Origin of the sequence: Bowmanella denitrificans (assembly GCF_002887595.1) — a bacterium.
GTDB classification, from domain to species: Bacteria; Pseudomonadota; Gammaproteobacteria; order Enterobacterales; family Alteromonadaceae; genus Bowmanella; species Bowmanella denitrificans.
Window position 1 is genome coordinate 322,529 of the sequence record NZ_PEBU01000004.1, and the last position, 18,507, is coordinate 341,035.

Consider the following 18,507-nt stretch of genomic DNA (forward strand, 5'->3'; position numbering starts at 1 on the left):
TAAAAAGCCCGCGAAAGCGGGCTTTTAGAAAAATAGCTACAGATTACTCCGCCAACGCGTCGCTATGTACGCCGCGCATAGCACGGCCGGATGGGTCAGCGTTATTGGTAAAGCTGGCATCCCAGGCCAGGGCTTCCACCGTGGAGCAGGCAATAGACTTGCCGCTGGGCACGCAACGTGCCGCGCTTTCCTGCGGGAAGAAGCTTTCAAAGATAGTGCGGAACAAATAGCCTTCTTTGGTATCCGGGGTGTTAACCGGGAAGCGGAAGGCGGCGGTTTTCATCTGCTGGTCGGTGACCTGGCTGGCGGCATAGTCTTTTACCGAATCAATCCAGGAATAGCCTACACCGTCACTGAACTGCTCTTTCTGACGCCACAATACTTCGGCCGGCAGATATTCGCCGTTATCAAAGGCGGCACGCAGTACATGTTTTTCCATTTTGCCGTTGCCGCACATTTTATCTTTTGGATTCAGGCGCATGGCCACATCCATAAATTCCTTATCCAGGAAAGGCACCCGTGCTTCCACACCCCAGGCCGAGGTGGATTTATTGGCGCGCAGGCAGTCAAACATATGCAGGCGATCCAGTTTACGCACGGTTTCCTCGTGGAATTCCTTGGCGTTTGGCGCTTTATGGAAGTACAGATAACCGCCGAAAATCTCATCCGAGCCTTCACCTGACAGCACCATCTTAATGCCCATGGCCTTGATCTTACGCGACATCAGGCTCATTGGCGTGGCGGCACGAATGGTGGTGACATCGTAGGTTTCCAGGTGATAGATGACATCCTTGATGGCATCCAGACCTTCCTGAATAGTGAAATGAATTTCATGGTGCACGGTGCCAATCATATCGGCCACCTTACGGGCCGCGATCAGATCCGGTGCGCCTTCCAGGCCTACGGCAAAGGAGTGCAAACGTGGCCACCAGGCCTGGGTTTGATCGTTATCTTCCACCCGCTTAGCGGCATATTTGGCGGCAATGGCCGACACTAGTGAGGAGTCCAGCCCGCCTGACAGTAATACCGCATAGGGCACGTCAGACATCAGGTGGCTTTTCACCGATTTTTCAAAGGCGATTTTCAGGTCTTCCAGGCTGGTGTGGTTGTCTTTGACATTGTCATAGTCCATCCAGTCGCGCTGATAATACTTGGTCAGCTCGCCGGATTTACTCCACAGATAATGGCCAGGAGGGAATTCCTTAATGGTTTTGCACACCGGCGACAGGGCTTTTAGCTCTGACGCCACATAGAAGTTGCCGTGCTCATCAAAGCCGGTATACAGCGGAATAATACCAATATGATCGCGGGCAATCAGGTAGGCATCTTCGGCTTCGTCATACAGGATAAAGGCAAACATACCCTGCAGGTCGTCAATAAAGTTCACACCCTTTTGTTGGTACAAGGGCAGAATCACCTCACAGTCAGACTTGGTTTTAAACGCATAGGGCGTTGCCAACCCCGCTTCCAACTGCTTGTGGTTATAAATTTCACCGTTTACGGCCAGGATCTGCTGATTATTATTCGAGATGAGCGGTTGTGCACCATTATCAAGGTCAACGATGGCCAGACGTTCGTGGCAGAGGATGGCATTATTATTATTCCAAATCCCTGACCAGTCCGGGCCGCGATGGCGCAATAACTTGGAAAGCTCCAGTGACTTGGAGCGTAGCTCGGTGACATCCGTCTTGATGTCGAGAATACCGAATATACCGCACATAAAAAGTGGTCTCTCCTGGTTAAACAGATTGGCGCCGACTCCTGTTGGAGCGGCTGATATCAGGCAATTCCCTGGCCTGGGCGGCAATGTCCGATTTGCCGGTTTTGTTACTAAAACGTGAAAAAACAGGGCGTTAGTAAAAAACTTTTGCCGAAAGCCGCTTTTTTGTGAAATAAAGCTTTCGACCCCCCGACTCTGCCAGTATGAGCAAAAAATGCAAGATGATTCTGTAATAAACTTACTAATTTAGGCATATGCTTGCTGGCGTGAGGCGTGAGGCGTGAGGCGTGAGGCGTGAGGCGTGAGGCGTGAGGTGGAGCCGGTCGCTTATCGGGCAACCGGCTTGTTGCGGGTTTAGTGGGTGACTTGTGTAAGTTGCTGATTTGCCACTTTGATAAATTTCAGCGTCATGCGGTCTGATTCACCAATGGCCAGGTATTTGTCCTGGTCTTGCTCTTTCAGCGCCAGGGTAGGGGGTAACGTCCAAACGCCTTTAGGGTAATTTTGCTCGTCTTTGGGATTAGCGTTAACCTCAGAACTGTCGACCAGTTTAAAGCCATGGGCCTCTATCATGGCGATGACCTGGGACTGTTTAAAGCGGCCATTCTTTGCGGCTGTTTCGGCATCCAACGCTGATGATTCGTTCAGCCTGTGCTGCACAACGGCTAAGGTGCCACCTGGTTTGAGGATTTGCCAGCTTTGCTGCAAACCGGGTTCCATACGCCCCTGGTTTTGCCAGTTGTGCAGGGTACGCACGATCAGCAGTACATCGACGGAGTTTTCTTCAACCGGCAGACCTTCCGGCATGGGTAACCAACTGGCACTGGCACGATCGCCATACAGCTCAGGTTGTTGCGCAACCTGTTCAGGATAAGCGGCCAGCTTAGCCGCCCAATCTGGCCATTTACCGTAGTAGGCCGGATGATGCTGTAAACCAACATAGTTACCTTGGTCTTTTAACAGTGGCGCCAGAATATGGGTATACCAACCGGCGCCGGGGGCAACTTCCGCCACACGATCGGTTGCCTTGATATTAAAAAAGCGCAGTACTTGTTCCGGATGCCGGTACTGATCTCTGGCTATCTCGCTTTCACTGCGATGCGGGTTGTTATTCACCGCTGTCCATATGGCATCTTTGGCCATGTCAGCGCTAAGCGCAATCTGACTTGTCAGAGCAAGCAGGGCGACGCTTGTGAGTTTCAACAGTGCGTGGGGTTTCATCATTGTCAGTTCCTTTGTATCGTTTTTTTGCCTAATTTTACGCCAGTACTATCAAGTAATAATCAAACACATGTCAATAAGTGTTCATCTGCTGGGGGTATTTAACCGCCAAGCAGCAACTTGCCGCTGGCATCACACACCTTAACTTGCACATCAATACCCTGGCGGACACTCTGAGTAACCACGCAGAAGTCTTCAAACTGGCCGAGCGCCCGTTCAAGGTGGGGAATATTGGCGCCCTCATTACCCAAAGTGAGTTGCACCTGCAGCTGACCGATACGCCATCTGCCATCCTGGCGCTCCATGGTGCCCTGTACTTGTGCTTTAACCTCGCCAGGCTCTTCCTTAAATTTACGAATAGCAAACATCAGACTTGCAGCCAGACAATTGGCGACCGAGGCAGCCAGCAAACGCGAGGGATTGGGCCCTTGTCCCTGGCCCAGTGGCTGGGGTTCATCGCTGATAATCTGGCCAAACTCACCAAAGTCCACCTCGAACTTGTAGCCTTCCAATAACTGCAATTGCACACTGAATGTTTGCGATTCCGCCATAATAAGGCTCCTTTTCTGATCCAAAACAAAATTACTGTGGTTCTGAACACTATAGTAGTGGTAGTGAAGCTGATATTAAAAGGGGCGGGTATGTGGGGAGCAAGAGTAAGGCCGGGGATAGTTGTTGGGCTATTAATGGCGCTGGGCTCAGTTGCCGCCTTGGCCAGTGAGCCTCAAGCGCAAAGAGCCCAGATGGAAGCGGAAGCTATGCAACGCATCCGGCTATTTGCCACTGAACTCAAAACTACCTTAAGCCAGGCTATTGAGCAGGGTGGGCTTAGCCAGGGGATTAACGTTTGTCGTGAAATGGCACCGCACATTGCCAAACGATACTCCACAGACGGTTGGTATATCGGCCGCACCAGTCATAAGGTGCGTAACCCGGATAATCAGCCGGACAGTTGGGAAGCTGAACAGATCCGCTACTTTCAACAGGCTCTGGCTGCTGGGGAAAAAGCCTCGTCATTAATCGCCATACAACTGGATAAGCAGCAGTTCAGGCTGGCCAAACCCATAATGACCGAAGGCCTTTGCTTATCCTGCCATGGCAGCCAGTTAGGGGATGACGTTAAGGCCGCCTTGCAAAGTCATTACCCGGCGGATCTGGCCACGGGCTTCAGCCCGGGTGAGCTGAGGGGGATTTTAACCCTGAAGAAAATGCTGCCTTAATGCGCTTAAGGGGGGATTTGAGCGCACTAGTCTGTGCGGTTGCGGTTTTCACTTGCAGATTTGCCAAAGCCAACTTTACTTGTAACTGCCGTTACCAGATGTATTGATTAAAACGATTGGGGCCAGCCAATAAATTAATTTTTAAAGATTAAATTATCTAGGTAACTTTTAACTTCGATTGTGGCGGTAGTGACGCCATCCAACTTAGCAAAGTGAAGAGGAAACCTGACATGGAGAAAACGCATTCCAACAGTGCCGGAAAGTGCCCGGTAATGCACGGCGGTATGACCTCATCTGGTGCCACTAATATGGACTGGTGGCCCAATGCGCTGAATCTTGACATCCTGCATCAGCACGACAGTAAAACCAATCCCATGGATGCAGACTTTAACTATGCAGAAGCCTTTAAAAAGCTGGATCTGGCCGCTGTTAAAGCCGATTTGACCGCCTTGATGACCGACAGCCAGGACTGGTGGCCGGCAGATTGGGGTCACTATGGTGGTTTGATGATTCGGATGGCCTGGCACTCGGCGGGTTCCTATCGCATTGCTGATGGACGTGGCGGTGGTGGTACCGGCAACCAGCGCTTTGCCCCCCTGAACAGTTGGCCGGATAACGGCAATCTGGACAAAGCCCGCCGCCTGCTGTGGCCGATTAAAAGAAAGTACGGCAACAAGCTGTCCTGGGCCGATTTAATGATTCTGGCCGGTAATGTGGCCTACGAGTCCATGGGTTTTAAAACCTTTGGCTTTGCCGGCGGCCGGGAAGATATCTGGCACCCGGAAAAAGACACCTACTGGGGTTCGGAAAAACAATGGCTGGCACCGTCGGATGGTGAAAACAGCCGTTACAGTGGTGAGCGCGATCTGGATAACCCGCTGGCGGCGGTGATGATGGGGCTGATTTATGTCAATCCTGAAGGGGTGGATGGTCATCCTGATCCGCTCAAAACCGCCGAGGATATGCGCGTGACTTTTGCCCGCATGGCCATGAACGATGAAGAAACCGTAGCCCTGACGGCAGGCGGCCATACTGTAGGTAAAGCCCATGGCAACGGTGATGCGGCCAAATTAGGGCCAGCGCCGGAAGGGGCAGATATAGAAGAACAGGGTTTTGGCTGGATGAACCATAAGTCACGCGGCATTGGCCGGGATACGGTGACCAGCGGTATTGAAGGGGCCTGGACTACCCATCCAACCCAATGGGACAACGGCTATTTTGAAATGTTATTCAAGCATGAGTGGGAACTGACTAAAAGCCCGGCCGGTGCCTGGCAGTGGCAGCCGGTTGATATTCGTGACGAAGACAAACCTGTGGATGTGGAAGACGCTTCCATCCGCTGTCTGCCGATGATGACCGACGCCGATATGGCGTTAAAGATGGATCCGGAGTATCGCAAGATTTCCGAGAAATTCCGCGCCGATCCGGCCTATTTCAATGAGGTGTTTGCCCGCGCCTGGTTTAAGCTGACGCACCGGGATCTTGGCCCGAAAAGCCGTTACCTGGGCCCGGAAGTGCCAAGCGAAGATTTAATCTGGCAGGACCCCATTCCGGCTGTGGATTATCACCTGGATGAAAGCGAAATTGCCGAGCTGAAAACCCGCGTTCTGGCCAGCGGTCTGACGGTCAGTGAACTGGTCAGCACCGCCTGGGACAGCGCCCGTACATTCCGCGGTTCGGATTATCGCGGTGGCGCTAACGGTGGCCGTATTCGTCTGACACCACAAAAAGACTGGTCGGGTAATGAGCCTGAGCGGCTACAAAAAGTGTTGGCAGTGCTGGCGGAAATTCAGGCCGGACTGAGCAAAAAAGTCAGTATTGCCGATCTGATTGTATTGGGCGGCAGTGCAGCAGTCGAAAAAGCCGCACGCGATGCCGGTGTTAATATCAGTGTGCCTTTTGCCCCAGGCCGTGGTGATGCCAGTGCCGAAATGACCGATGAAGAGGCTTTTGCTGTGCTGGAGCCGATTCACGATGCGTTTCGTAACTGGCTGAAACAAGACTACCGCGTGCAACCGGAAGAGCTGATGCTGGATCGCGCGCAGTTAATGGGCCTGTCAGCCAAAGAGATGACCGTGCTGCTGGGCGGTATGCGGGTACTGGGAACTAACCATGGTGGCAGCCGTCACGGCGTGTTGACCGATAAAGTTGGCCAGCTTAGCAATGATTTCTTTGTCAACCTGACCGATATGAATTACCGCTGGGTACCTACAGGGCGGAATCTGTATGAACTTCGTGAGCGGCAAAGTGGTGCAATGAAATGGACCGCAACCCGGGTGGATTTGGTGTTTGGCTCTAATTCCATCTTACGTTCATACGCCGAGGTTTATGCCCAGGACGACAATCAGGAGAAGTTCGTACGCGATTTTGTCAGCGCCTGGACCAAAGTGATGAATGCCGACAGGTTCGACCTTCGCTAGTCAATAAAAAGCGAGCCAATAAAAAAGCGCCGAACGGTCGGCGCTTTCTAACAGGTGCCGTCTACAGTGACGGCATTGTTATTTGTGGGTCATAAAAGCGTTGTGGCTTTTGCAGGCATCTAGCAATCAGCGTTAACAGGGTTGCAGCGAAAATCCGCCTCAGCGTCCTGCGGCAAGGTGACATGATAATCGGTGCGGTAAAGATTGCCGGGTTTATAAAAGTCCGTTGAGATAACCTGTGCACCGCTGCTAAAGGCTGCCCGGGCGCGGCTTTGGTCGTTGACCTTTGCCTCATAGGTTTCAATGTCCGAGCGGGTACGCACTAAGTAGCCTTGTTTAACCAATGCCTGAATATCATCTTGTCTGACGATAGCGTTGTCCATTAACACAAAAGCGGAATAGGTGCTGCCGGGGCTAGAGCGTAAAAATGCCACCCTGCCTTCAAGATTGGGGCGGGATGCGGCGTAATAGCCAAGGTCACTGGTATCGCCAGCTGCGATCAGCATAAACACAAATTTCCCTTTGCTGTTTGCCAGCGTTGGCCAGTTATGTGCGCGGACCGCCGCCTCCAGCGTATGATAGCTGCCGCGGACATCATCCGGGGTGATAACACGCTCGCGCCCTAAGACCTGAATAATGTCATGGTCCATGCTGGCATATGCTGCCTGGTCAAAGCGCAGAACTTCGGTGGCGCCAGGAAACCCATCCAAGCCCTTACCTTTGGCTTCCAGCATAACAAAAATGGGGGCATGCGAGGGGTTGGCATCGGACCATTGTTTCATTTCCTTCAAGCAACGGGTAAATAAGTTGCAGCTACTGCGAAAATCAAGATCCGCCATATGCAACACTTTTAAGCCCGGCTTTTGCAGATCCGTCTTGTCATGGGGCAAGAGTGAGTCTTGTTGTAGCCCTTGCGCGGTCAGCATGGCGTACCCGGCTGGATGCATAAAACGGCCTCCTTCAGGATCCCGGTGCAAGTCTATTTCTAATCCCCTGACACCATGGTTAAGTTGGTCAGTCAGCGACGTAAAGCCGTAGTTAAATCCTTCAGCAAAGTTCATCGGATTGGGATGTTCTTCCTTAAACACGGCGATTTGCTCGGGGCTCATATTGCGCATAAAGCCAGCCATTTTGCTATCTGCCGTCTTGGCCAAGGCTGCCAGCAGCTTGGGCTCGACAAAACCGGAGTAACTGTTGTGGGTGCCCAGTACCTGGATCTGATTCAGCTTAAGTTGTTGTTTTGCAGGCGACTGTTGGGTGTGAGTACAGGCGCTTAATGCGATTACAGCGAAGGCTAAAGTTAACTTTTTCATGCTCTGGTTCCTTTATTCAGAAGAATTCGGCGCGAAAGCGCACACCATAAAAACGCGGGTTGCCGCGAATTGCGGTGGAGGTGCCAAACAACTTGCCTGCGTTGCCAATATCGCGTACCCACTGTTCATCCAGTGCATTTTCTGCAAAGAGTTCTATTTTGTAGCCGCGGGTGTCATCTTCCAGGCCAATACGAACGTCTAACAAGCCAAAACCGTCCTGCCGCTCATTTGCCAGGTTGTCGTTGTTAAAGAAGTAGTCTGAACGATAGGCATATTGGGTATTGGCAAACCAGCGCCAACTGCCGCTTAGTGAGGCCGATGCGTCCAGCCCGATACTGAAGGTGTTTTTCGGGGCTAAACGGAATCGATTGCCTGACAAATCAACAGGCTCGCCATTGAGGGTATCGAAGAAGTTAACGTATTCGGTATCAATGTAGGCGTAGTTGGCAAAGCCGCCCAGCCAGTCGGTGAACTCGGCACTGATCAGGCCTTCGAGTCCCCAGGCTTTAGCCTTACCCGCGTTTGCTGCACCCTCGGTGATATCCAGGCTGACGGTTTGAAAGTCTTGGTATTCGTAGCTGTATAAAGCCAGGTCAAAGTACAGGTTACTGGTTTGCCCTTTGGCGCCTATCTCGTAGGAGGTCAGCGTTTCATTACCAATCTCTTTAGTGCTGAAGCTGACGCTATCCACCGTAGGGTTTTGGATGCTGATATCCGGGTAACCGGCACGTTTGCCAATAGACATACCGCCGTAAACATTAACCGTATCGCTTAACCTGTAGGTTAGGGCTACGCGTGGTGAAAGCATATTGAAGTCGGCATCTGTGCTGTGCATTTCAGCAAAGCTGTTGCCCAGAAAACCATTCGGCAATACAAAAGAGCCGACGCCGTCCAAAGTAAAGGCGTCACCCGATCTTGCCAGTGTGGCCCGGTCCCAGGTGTAACGCAGACCTGCGTCCAAGGTCCAGTGAGTATTCAGATCCATATTCAGATTGGCAAACACCGACTGACTATGACGTTTGTTTTCGGTGTAACTGCGTGACACATTGGCTTCGTTGAGTGGCACGGAAACGCCGGGCGCTACCGGTAATTCGGGGAGCGGGGTTAACACATTGGGAAAACCGCCCAGTAAGTACTGTTCGTTAATAACAAAATCAAAACCACTGCTGGCTTCATCCCGGTAGTAGCTGGCACCAAATGTAATGGTGGCCGACTGGCTGGCATAGGCAAGACGCAGCTCCTGGCTGATGGCTTTTTGCCGGTCATATTCTATACCTGCAAAGGCGTTGTAAGTGGTGCCATCAATATCAAACGCATTATCAAACCAAAGTTGCCGGTGGCCGGTAATAGATGACAGTCGCCAGTCCTGATTGATATCCCAGTCAACCAACAGGGTGTAACCATTCTGACGACGGGCCTGATCTTTTAGCTGTTTGTTTTGTCCGGCATGAGTGAAGGGCGAGGTATCACCGCCTGGGGACGCAGCAATAATGGACTTGGTGGACACACCATAGTCTTTGTCATTTTGATGATCGTATATTAAGTCCAGGTAAATGCTGTCACTGGGCTGCCAGCGCATTGAAAAACGTGCGGCGGCCATATCATCGTCATTAAGTTTTCGCTCTGGTTCACCAAGGTTAAACACATAGCCATCGCGTTTGCGGCGACTGCCCGCCACACGAATCCCCAGTTCATCGTTAACGACCAGGTTGTAGGCTCCGGTCAGACTATATAGGTTGTAGTTACCCAGTTTGCTCTCAACAAAACCACTGTTTTCCTGCGTATCGGCTTTGCGGGTATGGATGGCTATCGCACCGGTAGAGGCCCCGCGACCAAACAGTGTGCCCTATGGGCCTTTGACCACTTCCACCCGTTCTATGTCATACAGTTCCTTCACCGCACCGCGGGAACGAGAGGAGTCCACACCGTTGTAAAATATGGAGATAGTGGGTTCGGCTGCCGCGCCGGTGCCGGCCGCTTCAACACCGCGGATCACAAAGCTGGCGGAGCTGTCGGTTTGCTGCTGGCTGATAAAGCCCGGTGTCAGTGCCGCTATGCGTTCAAAGTCGGTCAGGTTCATCTTTTCCAGCTCTTTGTTGCTGAAGGCCGACAATGCCACCGGCACCTCGGTGATAACCTGATTTTGTTGTTGCACGGTGACCACAATTTCTTCGATGCGATGCTCGGTTGTTTGTGGACTTTGGGCATACGCCACGTGGGGCAGAGACATTGAAACTAACAATGCCAGGGGGCGTATACTCGGTTGAGAGCAGTTCATAAGGCGATCCTTTGTGTAAAATTGCACAGGGATAGTGAAATGCAGCGATGACAGTTCAGTTAAAGCGAGATTGATGTCGGGCTTATGGATGTCTATTAGTTGTAGGTTATTGTTTATTAATGTTTTTTCTCTTTGATGGCGAAGTGACAATTCAGATTGTTTTATCTGTTGCTGATAAGAATTTGAGGTATATCCACCGCAATTCGATGTGCAAAGCGGCCACTGCGGATGTCTCGTTTCGACTCAAACAAATAAGGTTCGGCCAGCGCTTCCCCTAACACCGCGCAGAGGGTTTCTCGAATACGATTGCGGTTTTGGTCTAGTTTTTTGGGCGTGAGACCGTTTTGTTCAAGATCGTTAATCGCACGGCTATGTCCTTGATGTGCGCGCATAAAATTGGCCAAGACAGCACCAGTCGGTAAGTCAGCTTTGTTGGTGGCCGGGTTTAACAACCATCCTTCATCCAGGTTTTGCCAACGCTGCTGCGCATACCAGCGGTAATACAACAGGGGCGTCTTTGCCATTGGGATCACCAATCCATGTATTTGCACCTGCTGAGGCATAAAAACGAGTTCTGCCGGCGCACAAGCGATAGACATAGCCTGTTCGGCCGAGCATTCTGGTTGGTTTAAGGCGCATAGCAGCCAATCAAATTGAATGGTGGTCAAACTGTAAAAGCGGCTATCCAACAGACAGGCCTGCAACTGCGAATCCTTTGAGGAATTGCTGGCGAGTTCTATGCTAAGCCATTGATATTGCTGTGCAGACAGTGCTGAGATTCTGGCCAGACTGACCTGCATTGTGTTGCGATTAAGCAAAGGGCCAATGCGCAGCTGCCAGTCCCGCTGGCGTGCGCTTAACGGCTGCGGAAACAACAGCAAAAATATCAACAGTAGGGCAGCTAACAAGCCCTGAAGCTGCAGCCATTTAACTGTGTCTAATTGCAAACTTAGTTTGAACTGCATCTGGTGATGTGCCGGGCCAGAATCCCATTGCAAGTTGAGCGTATCCGGCCCGCCCTGAGGTAGGGGGTTATTGGTTTGCCAGTCCAACAACGTCAATTGTCCGCTTAAAAAGTGACCGGCCACAGCTTGAGTTCGCCACTGCGAGATGTGCTGATTAATTTGTTCGACAATAAACCGGCGGTTATTGAGATCATGAATACTTGATTGCAGCGCATCGTTCACGTGCATCGTTAGCGATTCCTGCAGATAGGCGTTCAACTGCTGCCTGACACTTAATAAGGCGGTGTAATAGCTGCACGGCAAAGACAACACAACCAGCGCACACCATATCGCCAGCCGTCTGTGGTACTTAGCACTGAGCATAAATGGTTGCCTGTTTTGCGTAGTTTTTTATCACCTCAGCGTACACTGTGTTGGCTCGCACAAACTCACACAGGATCTCCGGGGTACCGCTGATTTTTTTGCTGGCAAACCAACTGCTGCTGGCGACCTCCCAAGCTTGCTGTGAGTGGTATAGCGGATAATCCTGCTGATGGGCCTGCAACTGGCTCGGCAGTTGAGCCGACGCCATTATCATATCCACATGGCCTTCGGCAAAAGCCTGTAACAGCGTATCTGGGGTGGGGAGTATAACCAATTGTTCGTCTGACAACTGGATCCCGGCATCAGCCAGGGATTTCAGCGGTATCAGATAATAAGGGTGGCTTTCGGTATTACTGGTGACGCCAATCCGTTTATGCTGGAAAAACGCAGGGGTAAGTTGTGGGGGCGCGCTTTTACTCCACCAAAAAATGGGTTGTAACGGATATTCAATAATTTTCTGATACAGCTCGTCAATGTCGTTGAGCAACCCCTTAAGATTATGGTGACGATTGAGTACAAAGTCATATTCCTGCGCTAACAGTGACTTAGCGGTAATTTGTCCTGCAGGTGGCCAACTGATCTCAATGTATTGATAACCTTGTTTCGCCATAATATCAGAGTGACACAATTGCCTGGCCAGATCGATGGACAGATTGGACACCACATTGCGGATCCGTAGGATGCGGTCAGCGGTTGGTGCTTGTAACTGGCAGCGGTAGGTATACAGATTATCAATGTCTGGGGGCGTTAGCTTATGGACAGAAAGTAACAGTGACATTGCCAGGTAAAGTGCGAAAGCAAACATAAGTAGAGCAAGGTTAACGGCGGGAGTTCGGATAACAGCGAGTGACATTATGGCTCTGGCGAAAAAGCAGTAGGCAGAGGCTATTAAAAAATTATGACAGATTAATTAAACGCCTTGCCAGAGTGGTCGCTAAAGCGATTGGGTGAATAGCAGATACTAACGTTCTGACTCAGGGATGGCCAGCCAGTTACGCTGATCCAGTTGTTTTGATAAAGAAGGCGTATGTCTGTTAAGGGAGAATCTGCCTTATCTTGCCAAGCGCAAGTTGTATAGAAGTTGGTGATTCAACAAACCGGCCATCAATATGGCAAGAAACATCCAAAGGCACACAACCCATACCGTATAAAACTCCAGCAGATTGCCCATCACTCGCCCAGACTGAACAGATTATCGGCAAACGATCTTTTTTCTGTCATCTGGGCATTGCAAAGCCAGGTAAAATAAGTAAACTTTGCAGCCTCTTCAGTCGGCGTGTAGCGCAGCTTGGTAGCGCACTGTCATGGGGTGTCAGGGGTCGGAGGTTCAAATCCTCTCACGCCGACCATTTTCTCTCTTTCTGATACCCAATTAATTCTTAAATTTTCCACAGCTTTCAACGAATCTACGACATAAGCGCGCTAGCGGTTACAGTCGGAGTTCACCAATGCGTCAGGAATGCATTGGAACATCGGAGGGACGACGATGGCCCGAAGGGCGAAGGGTAGGACGCCCGGAGTAAATCCTCTCACGCCGACCATTTTCTCTCTTTGTTGTATCCATAGTTTCTATATAACTTCAGGATTTAAGCGATTACTTTTATCAAGTGTGTTGGTTACTAGCCAAGTGATGTGCCAGAAATCAGTGTATTGGTCAAACCTTCTTAAATATCGATTTAGTGGTATTATTTTTCTAGTTCCACAGGAGTGTATATATGTCAGATGCGTTAAGAACCATGCTCGAATATATCGGGAAGCTCAACAATAAAGAGAAGGCTATTGCTGCTCACTGTCTTCTTACGGCAATGAATGAAAAATCTGATTGTGATGTGGATGCTGATTGGTTGAAGCTTGCTGAGTTACGCAGTGCTGAACTCGAATCAGGAAAGGTCGAAGGGCGGTGCTGGGCTGACATTAAAAAAGATATTGTCGGTTGATGTTACCTTTAGTTTTTCACCCGGATGTGAAAACAGAAATATTCCATTCTTTCCAATGGTACCAAGAGCAGTCCTTGGGATTAGGTCATGAGTTCATAAACGAACTGGAAGAATCTTTTAGCTCAATTCAATCTTTGCCATTCACCTGGCCTAAGATGGGTCAATGCCATCGGCGCTTTGTTCTAAGCCGCTTTCCTTTTTCAATAATCTATAAAGTACAGGGTAGCAAAGTTATCTATGTTATCGCTGTGATGCATAATCATAGAAAACCTGGCTACTGGCTAGAGCGCTGATCATTAATTTCTTTATCAGGTAATGGACTCAAGTCAATTTGCTTTCGCCAAAAAACCACCCGCCAATACCCGAAATGCCTCAATGGCCTTAGGCAATACCGTTTTAGGCTCTGGGCTGGCTGCAACCCAAAGGGCGGCATTGAGTGCGGCCCCATTTAGCAGTCGGGCGGCAGCTTCGGCATCAACTTGTTGCATGGTGCCATCGGCAATCAGCTTTACCACTGTTTGCCGGGTGGATTGCAGGCAACTGCTCTGGCTTGGCCATTGTGACGGATCGCCCAGTACCGCCGGGCCATCCAGTAAAACGATCCGCTGCACTTCCGGGTTTAGGGCCATTTCGATGTAGGCGGTACCTTCGACCAGCAATCCCTGCCAGGCATCGCCAGCCTGTGCGCCTAATTGATGGGCATAATCCGCCATTTCTGAATCAATCTGATCCACCACCGCGCTCAACAATCCCTTTTTATCACCAAAGTTGTGGTAAAGCGCTCCTCGGGTTAAGCCCACGGATGAGGTCAGCTCATCCATAGACGCAGCGGCATAGCCGTGCGCTGCAAAGGCTTTACGTGCAGCGGCTAATAATTTGGCCCGGTTCTCGGCCATACTTTCGGCGCGTTTTTTCATTATGCTCCCAATGATTTTCATATACGAGTTGTATTTGAAATTTGACATACGAACTGTATGCCAGATATTCTGTATACGAGCTGTATGTGAAATGTGCTGTTTGCATCATACCGCAAATCCAGCCTGAAGATGCAATCGGCATCAACAGGCTCAAGCAATCAAGTGAGGTTTATTTATGATTAAGGGTCAAGCTATCTTTCCTGCCAACCGACATGCACTTTATGAGCAGCATGGTTATTCGGCGGCTATTCAATCCGGGGATTTACTCTTTATATCCGGGCAGGTGGGTAGCAGTGAAGACGGCAGCCCGGAGCCTGACTTTAAACGTCAGGTTGAGCTGGCGTTTGAAAACTTACAGGCGGTTCTGGCTGCAGCGGGTTGTACGCTGGCTGACATTGTTGATGTAACCAGCTTTCATACCGATCCGGAAAATCAGTTTGCCACCATTATGGCGGTAAAAGCGCAAATCTTTAACCAGCGCCCTTATCCAAACTGGACGGCGCTAGGGGTAAACTGGCTGGCGGGGTTTGATTTTGAGATTAAGGTCATCGCCAGAATTCCCGGCCAGGTATAAACATCCCGACGTGCCGCTTGTGGCAGGATGCCACATGCCCTTGCTGCTTAACGACATTCTTAATACGCATTGCCCTACAAGGCACTAATACGCTGGCGCAGCCGCGGCGCGGCAAAATCTAAAAAGCTGCGCATTTAGATCAACAGCGATCAACCGGATCAACAGGCTAAGGTTCATTGATGATATTGGTAATGAGGCAACCGAGCCAAAGCTTCGCCCTCAAGCGTCCCAAGTTGCTTTAGCTCCGCTTAAAATTCCCTGTCGGGTCGAGGCGCTGCTAAAAGGTGGGCAATTTGCTGGGAGAACATCGAGTGGAAAGCGTGTCTCGGATGGCTTCGCTCAGAATCAGAAGTTTAATGTTGCGTGCCTGATACCAAAAGCCACCCCCGGTTCTCTCAAGTCATTCTTTTTCTGCCACAAAGGGCATGAAGAACAAGAAGAGTGGACAATCTCTATTGTCCTTCGTGCTCTTCGCGCCCTTTGTGGTGAAGAATATTTGGGGAAAAGTCTGGTCAGGAACCAGATTGAACAGCTTCAACTGGCCTGAAAAGCAACAGACAGGACGCTCGAGTGGGATTGGCGCGCCACGGAGGGTGTGTCATATAAGACATGGACAGTTCTCCTTAACAGTTGCCACTTGAGTTTGGCAAAACGCTGGAAAGAGGGAATCCATATTATCCGTTATACGCAATGAGTCAGAATAACTTTTTAACATCCCGATAAAAATTCTCATGCGAACCGAGTGCGATCAATTCAAGTATTACAGTGCCATCTTCGTAACTGTAACCAAGTAAAGTCAACTGTTTGACCATCTTGAACTTGTAGACGCGAAGAAAAGACAGGTCACCTTTTTTCTGCTCGCCCAGCAATGGCTCTTGCATCAGTGCCTTTACCGCTTTATCCAAATCATTTTTCTGATTCTGATGTAACTTCTTAACTGCTCTCTTAAAATTAGCTGTCTGTAAAACAGTGGTAATATCAGCCAAAGTCGTAAGGCTCCAATTTCCCCGCCTCTTTTTCAGCTTTAGATATTATTGCCTGTTTGACGAACTCGTAAGGCAAATCTGGATTATCTTCCATCATTTCACCTATTTTCGCCCAGTGCTCAATCTGTTTAGGCATAGTGCGGTTCAGCGCTTTGCCCATAATGGTAGCTTTCTCAACTAGATCTAGGTCAAGTCTTACGCTCGCTGTCGCCATAATATGTCTCCTGATAACAACAAATGAATTGTAGCGAAGTGCTACAATTGTAGCAAGTTGCGTACCCGGCAAATGGCGGCGCTGTCTGCGATTCATCAAGTTAGTGGAAGACAACTCCCAATTTATCATTGCCACGCATTCCCCTATATTACTGGCTTATCCCTGATCGAAGATCTATCGGTTCTCGGAAAGTGGCATATATGAGGTAGCCTATGAAGACACGGAGCATTTTGCTGTTACCCGGGATTTTCTAAACCGGCACAGGCTGATGATGCAGATTCTGATGGAAGAGTGACGGGCGGCAGGGCGATACAAGGTATGAAGGTGTCACAACGTCGGCTTTTTTAAATTCAAGGACAGCAGTGTATCTGGCAAGACTTTCAAAAAAGGCTGGCCAGTTTAGTGTTGCTGAACTCACAGGTAAGGGGGTGACCTTGCTCAGACAAACGGATGGAGTGTCGATGATGGAAAAGTTTGAATGTGTTTGGTCAGATTTCTACTTTAGCGGTGAGCCTAGTGTAACAGGGCTTGATATGGATATTTATATTCATCATGAACTTGCTGAAGATGAAAAAATCACCATTTTGACCTGCGGCCAGGGTAAAACCAGGGTAAGTATTGCCCCTCAAATGGCAGCGCAGTTGTGCTTGGAGCATACATCCGCAGTGAATGACCTAGGCTCATTCAGAACGCGCCTGTCAGAGGCAGGTATTGAGGTGCACAGTCCGGACCGGGTGTATTTTTCTGAACAGCCTGTCACGGTCAATTTGGCTGGTAGCAATATTGAGATTCGCAGTTTAAGTGAGGCAGATACACAGCTTTATGCAGAATTTAAACAGGACATTGATGATGACGAGTGGGACAACGCCTGGGTAGAGTTGGACCATTGGCAGGTTTTTGGATTGTTTTTGCACGATAAACTTATCTCGGCCTGTAGCCTGTATCCATGGCGGCAAAGCCATATTGCCGATTTGGGCGTGATTACGGCACCTGCTTTTCGGGGGCAGGGCATGGCTAAAAAACTCGTTAATTATGCTCATGGGGAAATTGCAAAACACGGCTACATTCTGCAGTATCGAACGCAAGTGGATAACGAGCCATCGATAAAGCTGGCGGAGTCACTTGGTTTGAGGTTTTACGGTACCTGGGAATCGGTTATTGATAGCTGAACGAGCCGATGTCGGCGGTTAAGGGATGCAATGAACAATATCAACAATACAGCTAAGCTGCCGCCAACGATTCGCCTGATTGTAGCGCTTGCCGCTGTTCCATCGTTATTACTGGCGGTGATGATTGTGATCAGTGCCTTTGATCAAGGCATCACCAGCATTGGCGCATTTGAGGTGCTTTACTCACTTGTGGGTGTGCTTGCCTTGTATATTGCCATAACAGGTAAGCGATTGTTTTAGCAGTATTAGTTGCATACCAGGTGGTGGCGGCATCGCCGGGCCTAGGTGTTTTACCACCTGGGCCCAGGGGCTGCAGACATTGCCAGCCGAGCGCTTAGGGGTAAAAATTACAAGCGCTTCAACTGAATATCAATTTTATCGTAATACAGGGTGGTTTTGCCTTCATAGCCGGAGTCTGTACCGACAAACAACCAAATGCTGCCATCCTGGTTGGTGGTAAACTCAATACGGCTGTCATTGTTGCTGGCCAGCACTTTTTCTACATATTTGCTGCCTTCGCAGTTGGCGCCGCTGGCGGCAATATCGCCGATAATTTTAGCGTTTTTGCCGTTATTGTTTTGCGCGCCTTTGTCCAGGTTCAGGTAGTAGTCGGCCTGTTTGGGCTCCTGCTCACCAAAACCAAATTTCATCCACACTGATTCGCCAGGGGCGCCGCCTATTCCCATGCAACCTTCACCGGCATTGGTTAGCAGGTTCACGCTGATACTGGCCTGATAACGGCTGCTGGGCTCCAGGCCGGTGAATTTACCTTTAATATACATAAACAAATCGTCACTGCGATTATGGCCTGACAGCATAAACCCTTGCTTCTGGCTGTCGGTAGGCAACGCCTTAAGACCGGAGCTGAGTTCGTGGGTGTCGGGATCATCCGGTGGATAATCGGAAAAGCCAGCGCTCCAGCCATGGTCGTTTTGTTCAAAGTCAAAGCTAAAAGCCGGATCTTCCTTATTGCCGTCGCTGCTCAGGTCCAGCTTACAGCCGCCTAGCAGCAGGCCTAATGCCAGTACTGCGGTGATCTTGTTATACATAGGGTCTCCCGTTGGTGAATAACGTAAAAAACTCAACTGCCCATATGCTATGTAAGGGGGAACTCGCTGACTGTATCAGTTGTTAATCGGCTGCCGTCAATTTGTAAAAGCTTGCTGGTATTCGCCGCACTTTGTTTTTCCCTTGTTACCGGCACTTGGGG

19 protein-coding genes and 1 tRNA gene are annotated in these 18,507 nt (G+C 50.0%); 8 read left to right on the top strand and 12 right to left on the bottom strand.

All coding sequences use genetic code 11. The features are described from left to right. Positions 1-43: 43 nt before the first annotated feature. From asnB to CSR04_RS10455, 3 genes are all read right to left on the bottom strand, one after another. Positions 44-1,720 carry an asparagine synthase B gene (gene asnB / locus CSR04_RS10445; RefSeq protein WP_102796229.1) on the bottom strand — a complete coding sequence of 559 codons (1,677 nt, stop codon included), beginning with the start codon at positions 1,718-1,720 and terminating at the stop codon, positions 44-46. 354 nt (positions 1,721-2,074) lie between these two features. Next, on the bottom strand, positions 2,075-2,944 hold the full coding sequence (locus tag CSR04_RS10450; RefSeq protein ID WP_102796230.1) for a class I SAM-dependent methyltransferase: 870 nt from the start codon (positions 2,942-2,944) through the stop codon (positions 2,075-2,077). Between the two features lie 98 nt (positions 2,945-3,042). Next, a complete protein-coding gene (locus CSR04_RS10455) occupies positions 3,043-3,492 on the bottom strand; it encodes an OsmC family protein (RefSeq protein ID WP_102796231.1) in 450 nt (149 codons plus the stop codon). 63 nt (positions 3,493-3,555) lie between these two features. On the opposite strand from CSR04_RS10455, the gene CSR04_RS10460 reads away from it, so the two are divergent. Both CSR04_RS10460 and katG read left to right on the top strand, forming a co-directional pair. Next, positions 3,556-4,161, top strand: coding sequence for a Tll0287-like domain-containing protein (locus tag CSR04_RS10460; RefSeq protein ID WP_146027148.1), 606 nt, complete (start codon positions 3,556-3,558; stop codon positions 4,159-4,161). A 230-nt stretch (positions 4,162-4,391) separates the two neighbouring features. Then, positions 4,392-6,581 carry a catalase/peroxidase HPI gene (gene katG, locus CSR04_RS10465; protein ID WP_102796233.1) on the top strand — a complete coding sequence of 730 codons (2,190 nt, stop codon included), beginning with the start codon at positions 4,392-4,394 and terminating at the stop codon, positions 6,579-6,581. A 119-nt stretch (positions 6,582-6,700) separates the two neighbouring features. Here katG and CSR04_RS10470 read toward each other — a convergent pair whose 3' ends face one another. The 5 genes from CSR04_RS10470 to CSR04_RS10490 all read right to left on the bottom strand — a co-directional run bounded on the left by CSR04_RS10470 (position 6,701) and on the right by CSR04_RS10490 (position 12,305). Continuing rightward, complete coding sequence (locus CSR04_RS10470) at positions 6,701-7,894, bottom strand: Ca2+-dependent phosphoinositide-specific phospholipase C (protein WP_102796234.1); 1,194 nt, start codon at positions 7,892-7,894, stop codon at positions 6,701-6,703. Between the two features lie 16 nt (positions 7,895-7,910). Then, on the bottom strand, positions 7,911-9,572 hold the full coding sequence (locus CSR04_RS10475) for a TonB-dependent receptor (RefSeq protein WP_102796235.1): 1,662 nt from the start codon (positions 9,570-9,572) through the stop codon (positions 7,911-7,913). Positions 9,573-9,740: 168 nt separating this feature from the next. Beyond that, positions 9,741-10,172, bottom strand: coding sequence for a TonB-dependent receptor plug domain-containing protein (locus CSR04_RS10480; RefSeq protein WP_102796236.1), 432 nt, complete (start codon positions 10,170-10,172; stop codon positions 9,741-9,743). A gap of 161 nt (positions 10,173-10,333) precedes the next feature. Next, complete coding sequence (locus tag CSR04_RS10485) at positions 10,334-11,500, bottom strand: hypothetical protein (protein ID WP_102796237.1); 1,167 nt, start codon at positions 11,498-11,500, stop codon at positions 10,334-10,336. Beyond that, positions 11,487-12,305 (bottom strand): type 2 periplasmic-binding domain-containing protein, encoded by an 819-nt coding sequence (locus CSR04_RS10490; RefSeq protein ID WP_216362545.1) that lies wholly within the window; start codon positions 12,303-12,305, stop codon positions 11,487-11,489. Before CSR04_RS10490 ends, CSR04_RS10485 begins: the two co-directional genes overlap by 14 nt. A 467-nt stretch (positions 12,306-12,772) precedes the next feature. Between CSR04_RS10490 and CSR04_RS10495 the strand changes: the two genes are divergently transcribed. From CSR04_RS10495 to CSR04_RS10505, 3 genes are all read left to right on the top strand, one after another. Further along, positions 12,773-12,849 (top strand) — tRNA-Pro (locus CSR04_RS10495). Positions 12,850-13,215: 366 nt separating this feature from the next. Continuing rightward, positions 13,216-13,437, top strand: coding sequence for an addiction module protein (locus CSR04_RS10500; protein ID WP_102796239.1), 222 nt, complete (start codon positions 13,216-13,218; stop codon positions 13,435-13,437). After that, a complete protein-coding gene (locus CSR04_RS10505; protein ID WP_102796240.1) occupies positions 13,437-13,730 on the top strand; it encodes a type II toxin-antitoxin system RelE/ParE family toxin in 294 nt (97 codons plus the stop codon). The genes CSR04_RS10500 and CSR04_RS10505 overlap by 1 nt, the downstream gene beginning before the upstream one ends. A 33-nt stretch (positions 13,731-13,763) precedes the next feature. Here the strand turns inward: CSR04_RS10505 and CSR04_RS10510 are convergent, their stop codons facing one another. Further along, on the bottom strand, positions 13,764-14,354 hold the full coding sequence (locus CSR04_RS10510) for a TetR/AcrR family transcriptional regulator (protein WP_216362546.1): 591 nt from the start codon (positions 14,352-14,354) through the stop codon (positions 13,764-13,766). A gap of 175 nt (positions 14,355-14,529) precedes the next feature. On the opposite strand from CSR04_RS10510, the gene CSR04_RS10515 reads away from it, so the two are divergent. Continuing rightward, positions 14,530-14,928 carry a RidA family protein gene (locus tag CSR04_RS10515; RefSeq protein ID WP_102796241.1) on the top strand — a complete coding sequence of 133 codons (399 nt, stop codon included), beginning with the start codon at positions 14,530-14,532 and terminating at the stop codon, positions 14,926-14,928. 695 nt (positions 14,929-15,623) lie between these two features. On the opposite strand, the gene CSR04_RS10520 is transcribed toward CSR04_RS10515, so the two are convergent. Next, complete coding sequence (locus CSR04_RS10520; RefSeq protein ID WP_102796242.1) at positions 15,624-15,914, bottom strand: type II toxin-antitoxin system RelE/ParE family toxin; 291 nt, start codon at positions 15,912-15,914, stop codon at positions 15,624-15,626. Continuing rightward, a complete protein-coding gene (locus CSR04_RS10525; RefSeq protein ID WP_102796243.1) occupies positions 15,907-16,128 on the bottom strand; it encodes a TA system antitoxin ParD family protein in 222 nt (73 codons plus the stop codon). The genes CSR04_RS10520 and CSR04_RS10525 overlap by 8 nt, the downstream gene beginning before the upstream one ends. Positions 16,129-16,490: 362 nt before the next feature. On the opposite strand from CSR04_RS10525, the gene CSR04_RS10535 reads away from it, so the two are divergent. Next, positions 16,491-17,297, top strand: a complete 807-nt coding sequence (locus CSR04_RS10535) for a GNAT family N-acetyltransferase (protein WP_216362547.1) — start codon at positions 16,491-16,493, stop codon at positions 17,295-17,297. Positions 17,298-17,327: 30 nt separating this feature from the next. Further along, positions 17,328-17,537, top strand: a complete 210-nt coding sequence (locus CSR04_RS10540) for a hypothetical protein (protein WP_102796245.1) — start codon at positions 17,328-17,330, stop codon at positions 17,535-17,537. 107 nt (positions 17,538-17,644) lie between these two features. Here CSR04_RS10540 and CSR04_RS10545 read toward each other — a convergent pair whose 3' ends face one another. Continuing rightward, positions 17,645-18,346, bottom strand: a complete 702-nt coding sequence (locus tag CSR04_RS10545) for a hypothetical protein (RefSeq protein ID WP_102796246.1) — start codon at positions 18,344-18,346, stop codon at positions 17,645-17,647. Between the last annotated feature and the right edge of the window lie 161 nt (positions 18,347-18,507).

Coding starts and splice junctions, on each gene's coding strand:
- asnB (WP_102796229.1), bottom strand. CDS start 1,720: ATGTGCGGTATATTCGGTATTCTCGACATCAAGACGGATGTCACCGAG.
- CSR04_RS10450 (WP_102796230.1), bottom strand. CDS start 2,944: ATGATGAAACCCCACGCACTGTTGAAACTCACAAGCGTCGCCCTGCTT.
- CSR04_RS10455 (WP_102796231.1), bottom strand. CDS start 3,492: ATGGCGGAATCGCAAACATTCAGTGTGCAATTGCAGTTATTGGAAGGC.
- katG (WP_102796233.1), top strand. CDS start 4,392: ATGGAGAAAACGCATTCCAACAGTGCCGGAAAGTGCCCGGTAATGCAC.
- CSR04_RS10470 (WP_102796234.1), bottom strand. CDS start 7,894: ATGAAAAAGTTAACTTTAGCCTTCGCTGTAATCGCATTAAGCGCCTGT.
- CSR04_RS10480 (WP_102796236.1), bottom strand. CDS start 10,172: ATGAACTGCTCTCAACCGAGTATACGCCCCCTGGCATTGTTAGTTTCA.
- CSR04_RS10485 (WP_102796237.1), bottom strand. CDS start 11,500: ATGCTCAGTGCTAAGTACCACAGACGGCTGGCGATATGGTGTGCGCTG.
- CSR04_RS10490 (WP_216362545.1), bottom strand. CDS start 12,305: ATGTTTGCTTTCGCACTTTACCTGGCAATGTCACTGTTACTTTCTGTC.
- CSR04_RS10500 (WP_102796239.1), top strand. CDS start 13,216: ATGTCAGATGCGTTAAGAACCATGCTCGAATATATCGGGAAGCTCAAC.
- CSR04_RS10505 (WP_102796240.1), top strand. CDS start 13,437: ATGTTACCTTTAGTTTTTCACCCGGATGTGAAAACAGAAATATTCCAT.
- CSR04_RS10510 (WP_216362546.1), bottom strand. CDS start 14,354: ATGAAAAAACGCGCCGAAAGTATGGCCGAGAACCGGGCCAAATTATTA.
- CSR04_RS10515 (WP_102796241.1), top strand. CDS start 14,530: ATGATTAAGGGTCAAGCTATCTTTCCTGCCAACCGACATGCACTTTAT.
- CSR04_RS10525 (WP_102796243.1), bottom strand. CDS start 16,128: ATGGCGACAGCGAGCGTAAGACTTGACCTAGATCTAGTTGAGAAAGCT.
- CSR04_RS10540 (WP_102796245.1), top strand. CDS start 17,328: ATGAACAATATCAACAATACAGCTAAGCTGCCGCCAACGATTCGCCTG.
- CSR04_RS10545 (WP_102796246.1), bottom strand. CDS start 18,346: ATGTATAACAAGATCACCGCAGTACTGGCATTAGGCCTGCTGCTAGGC.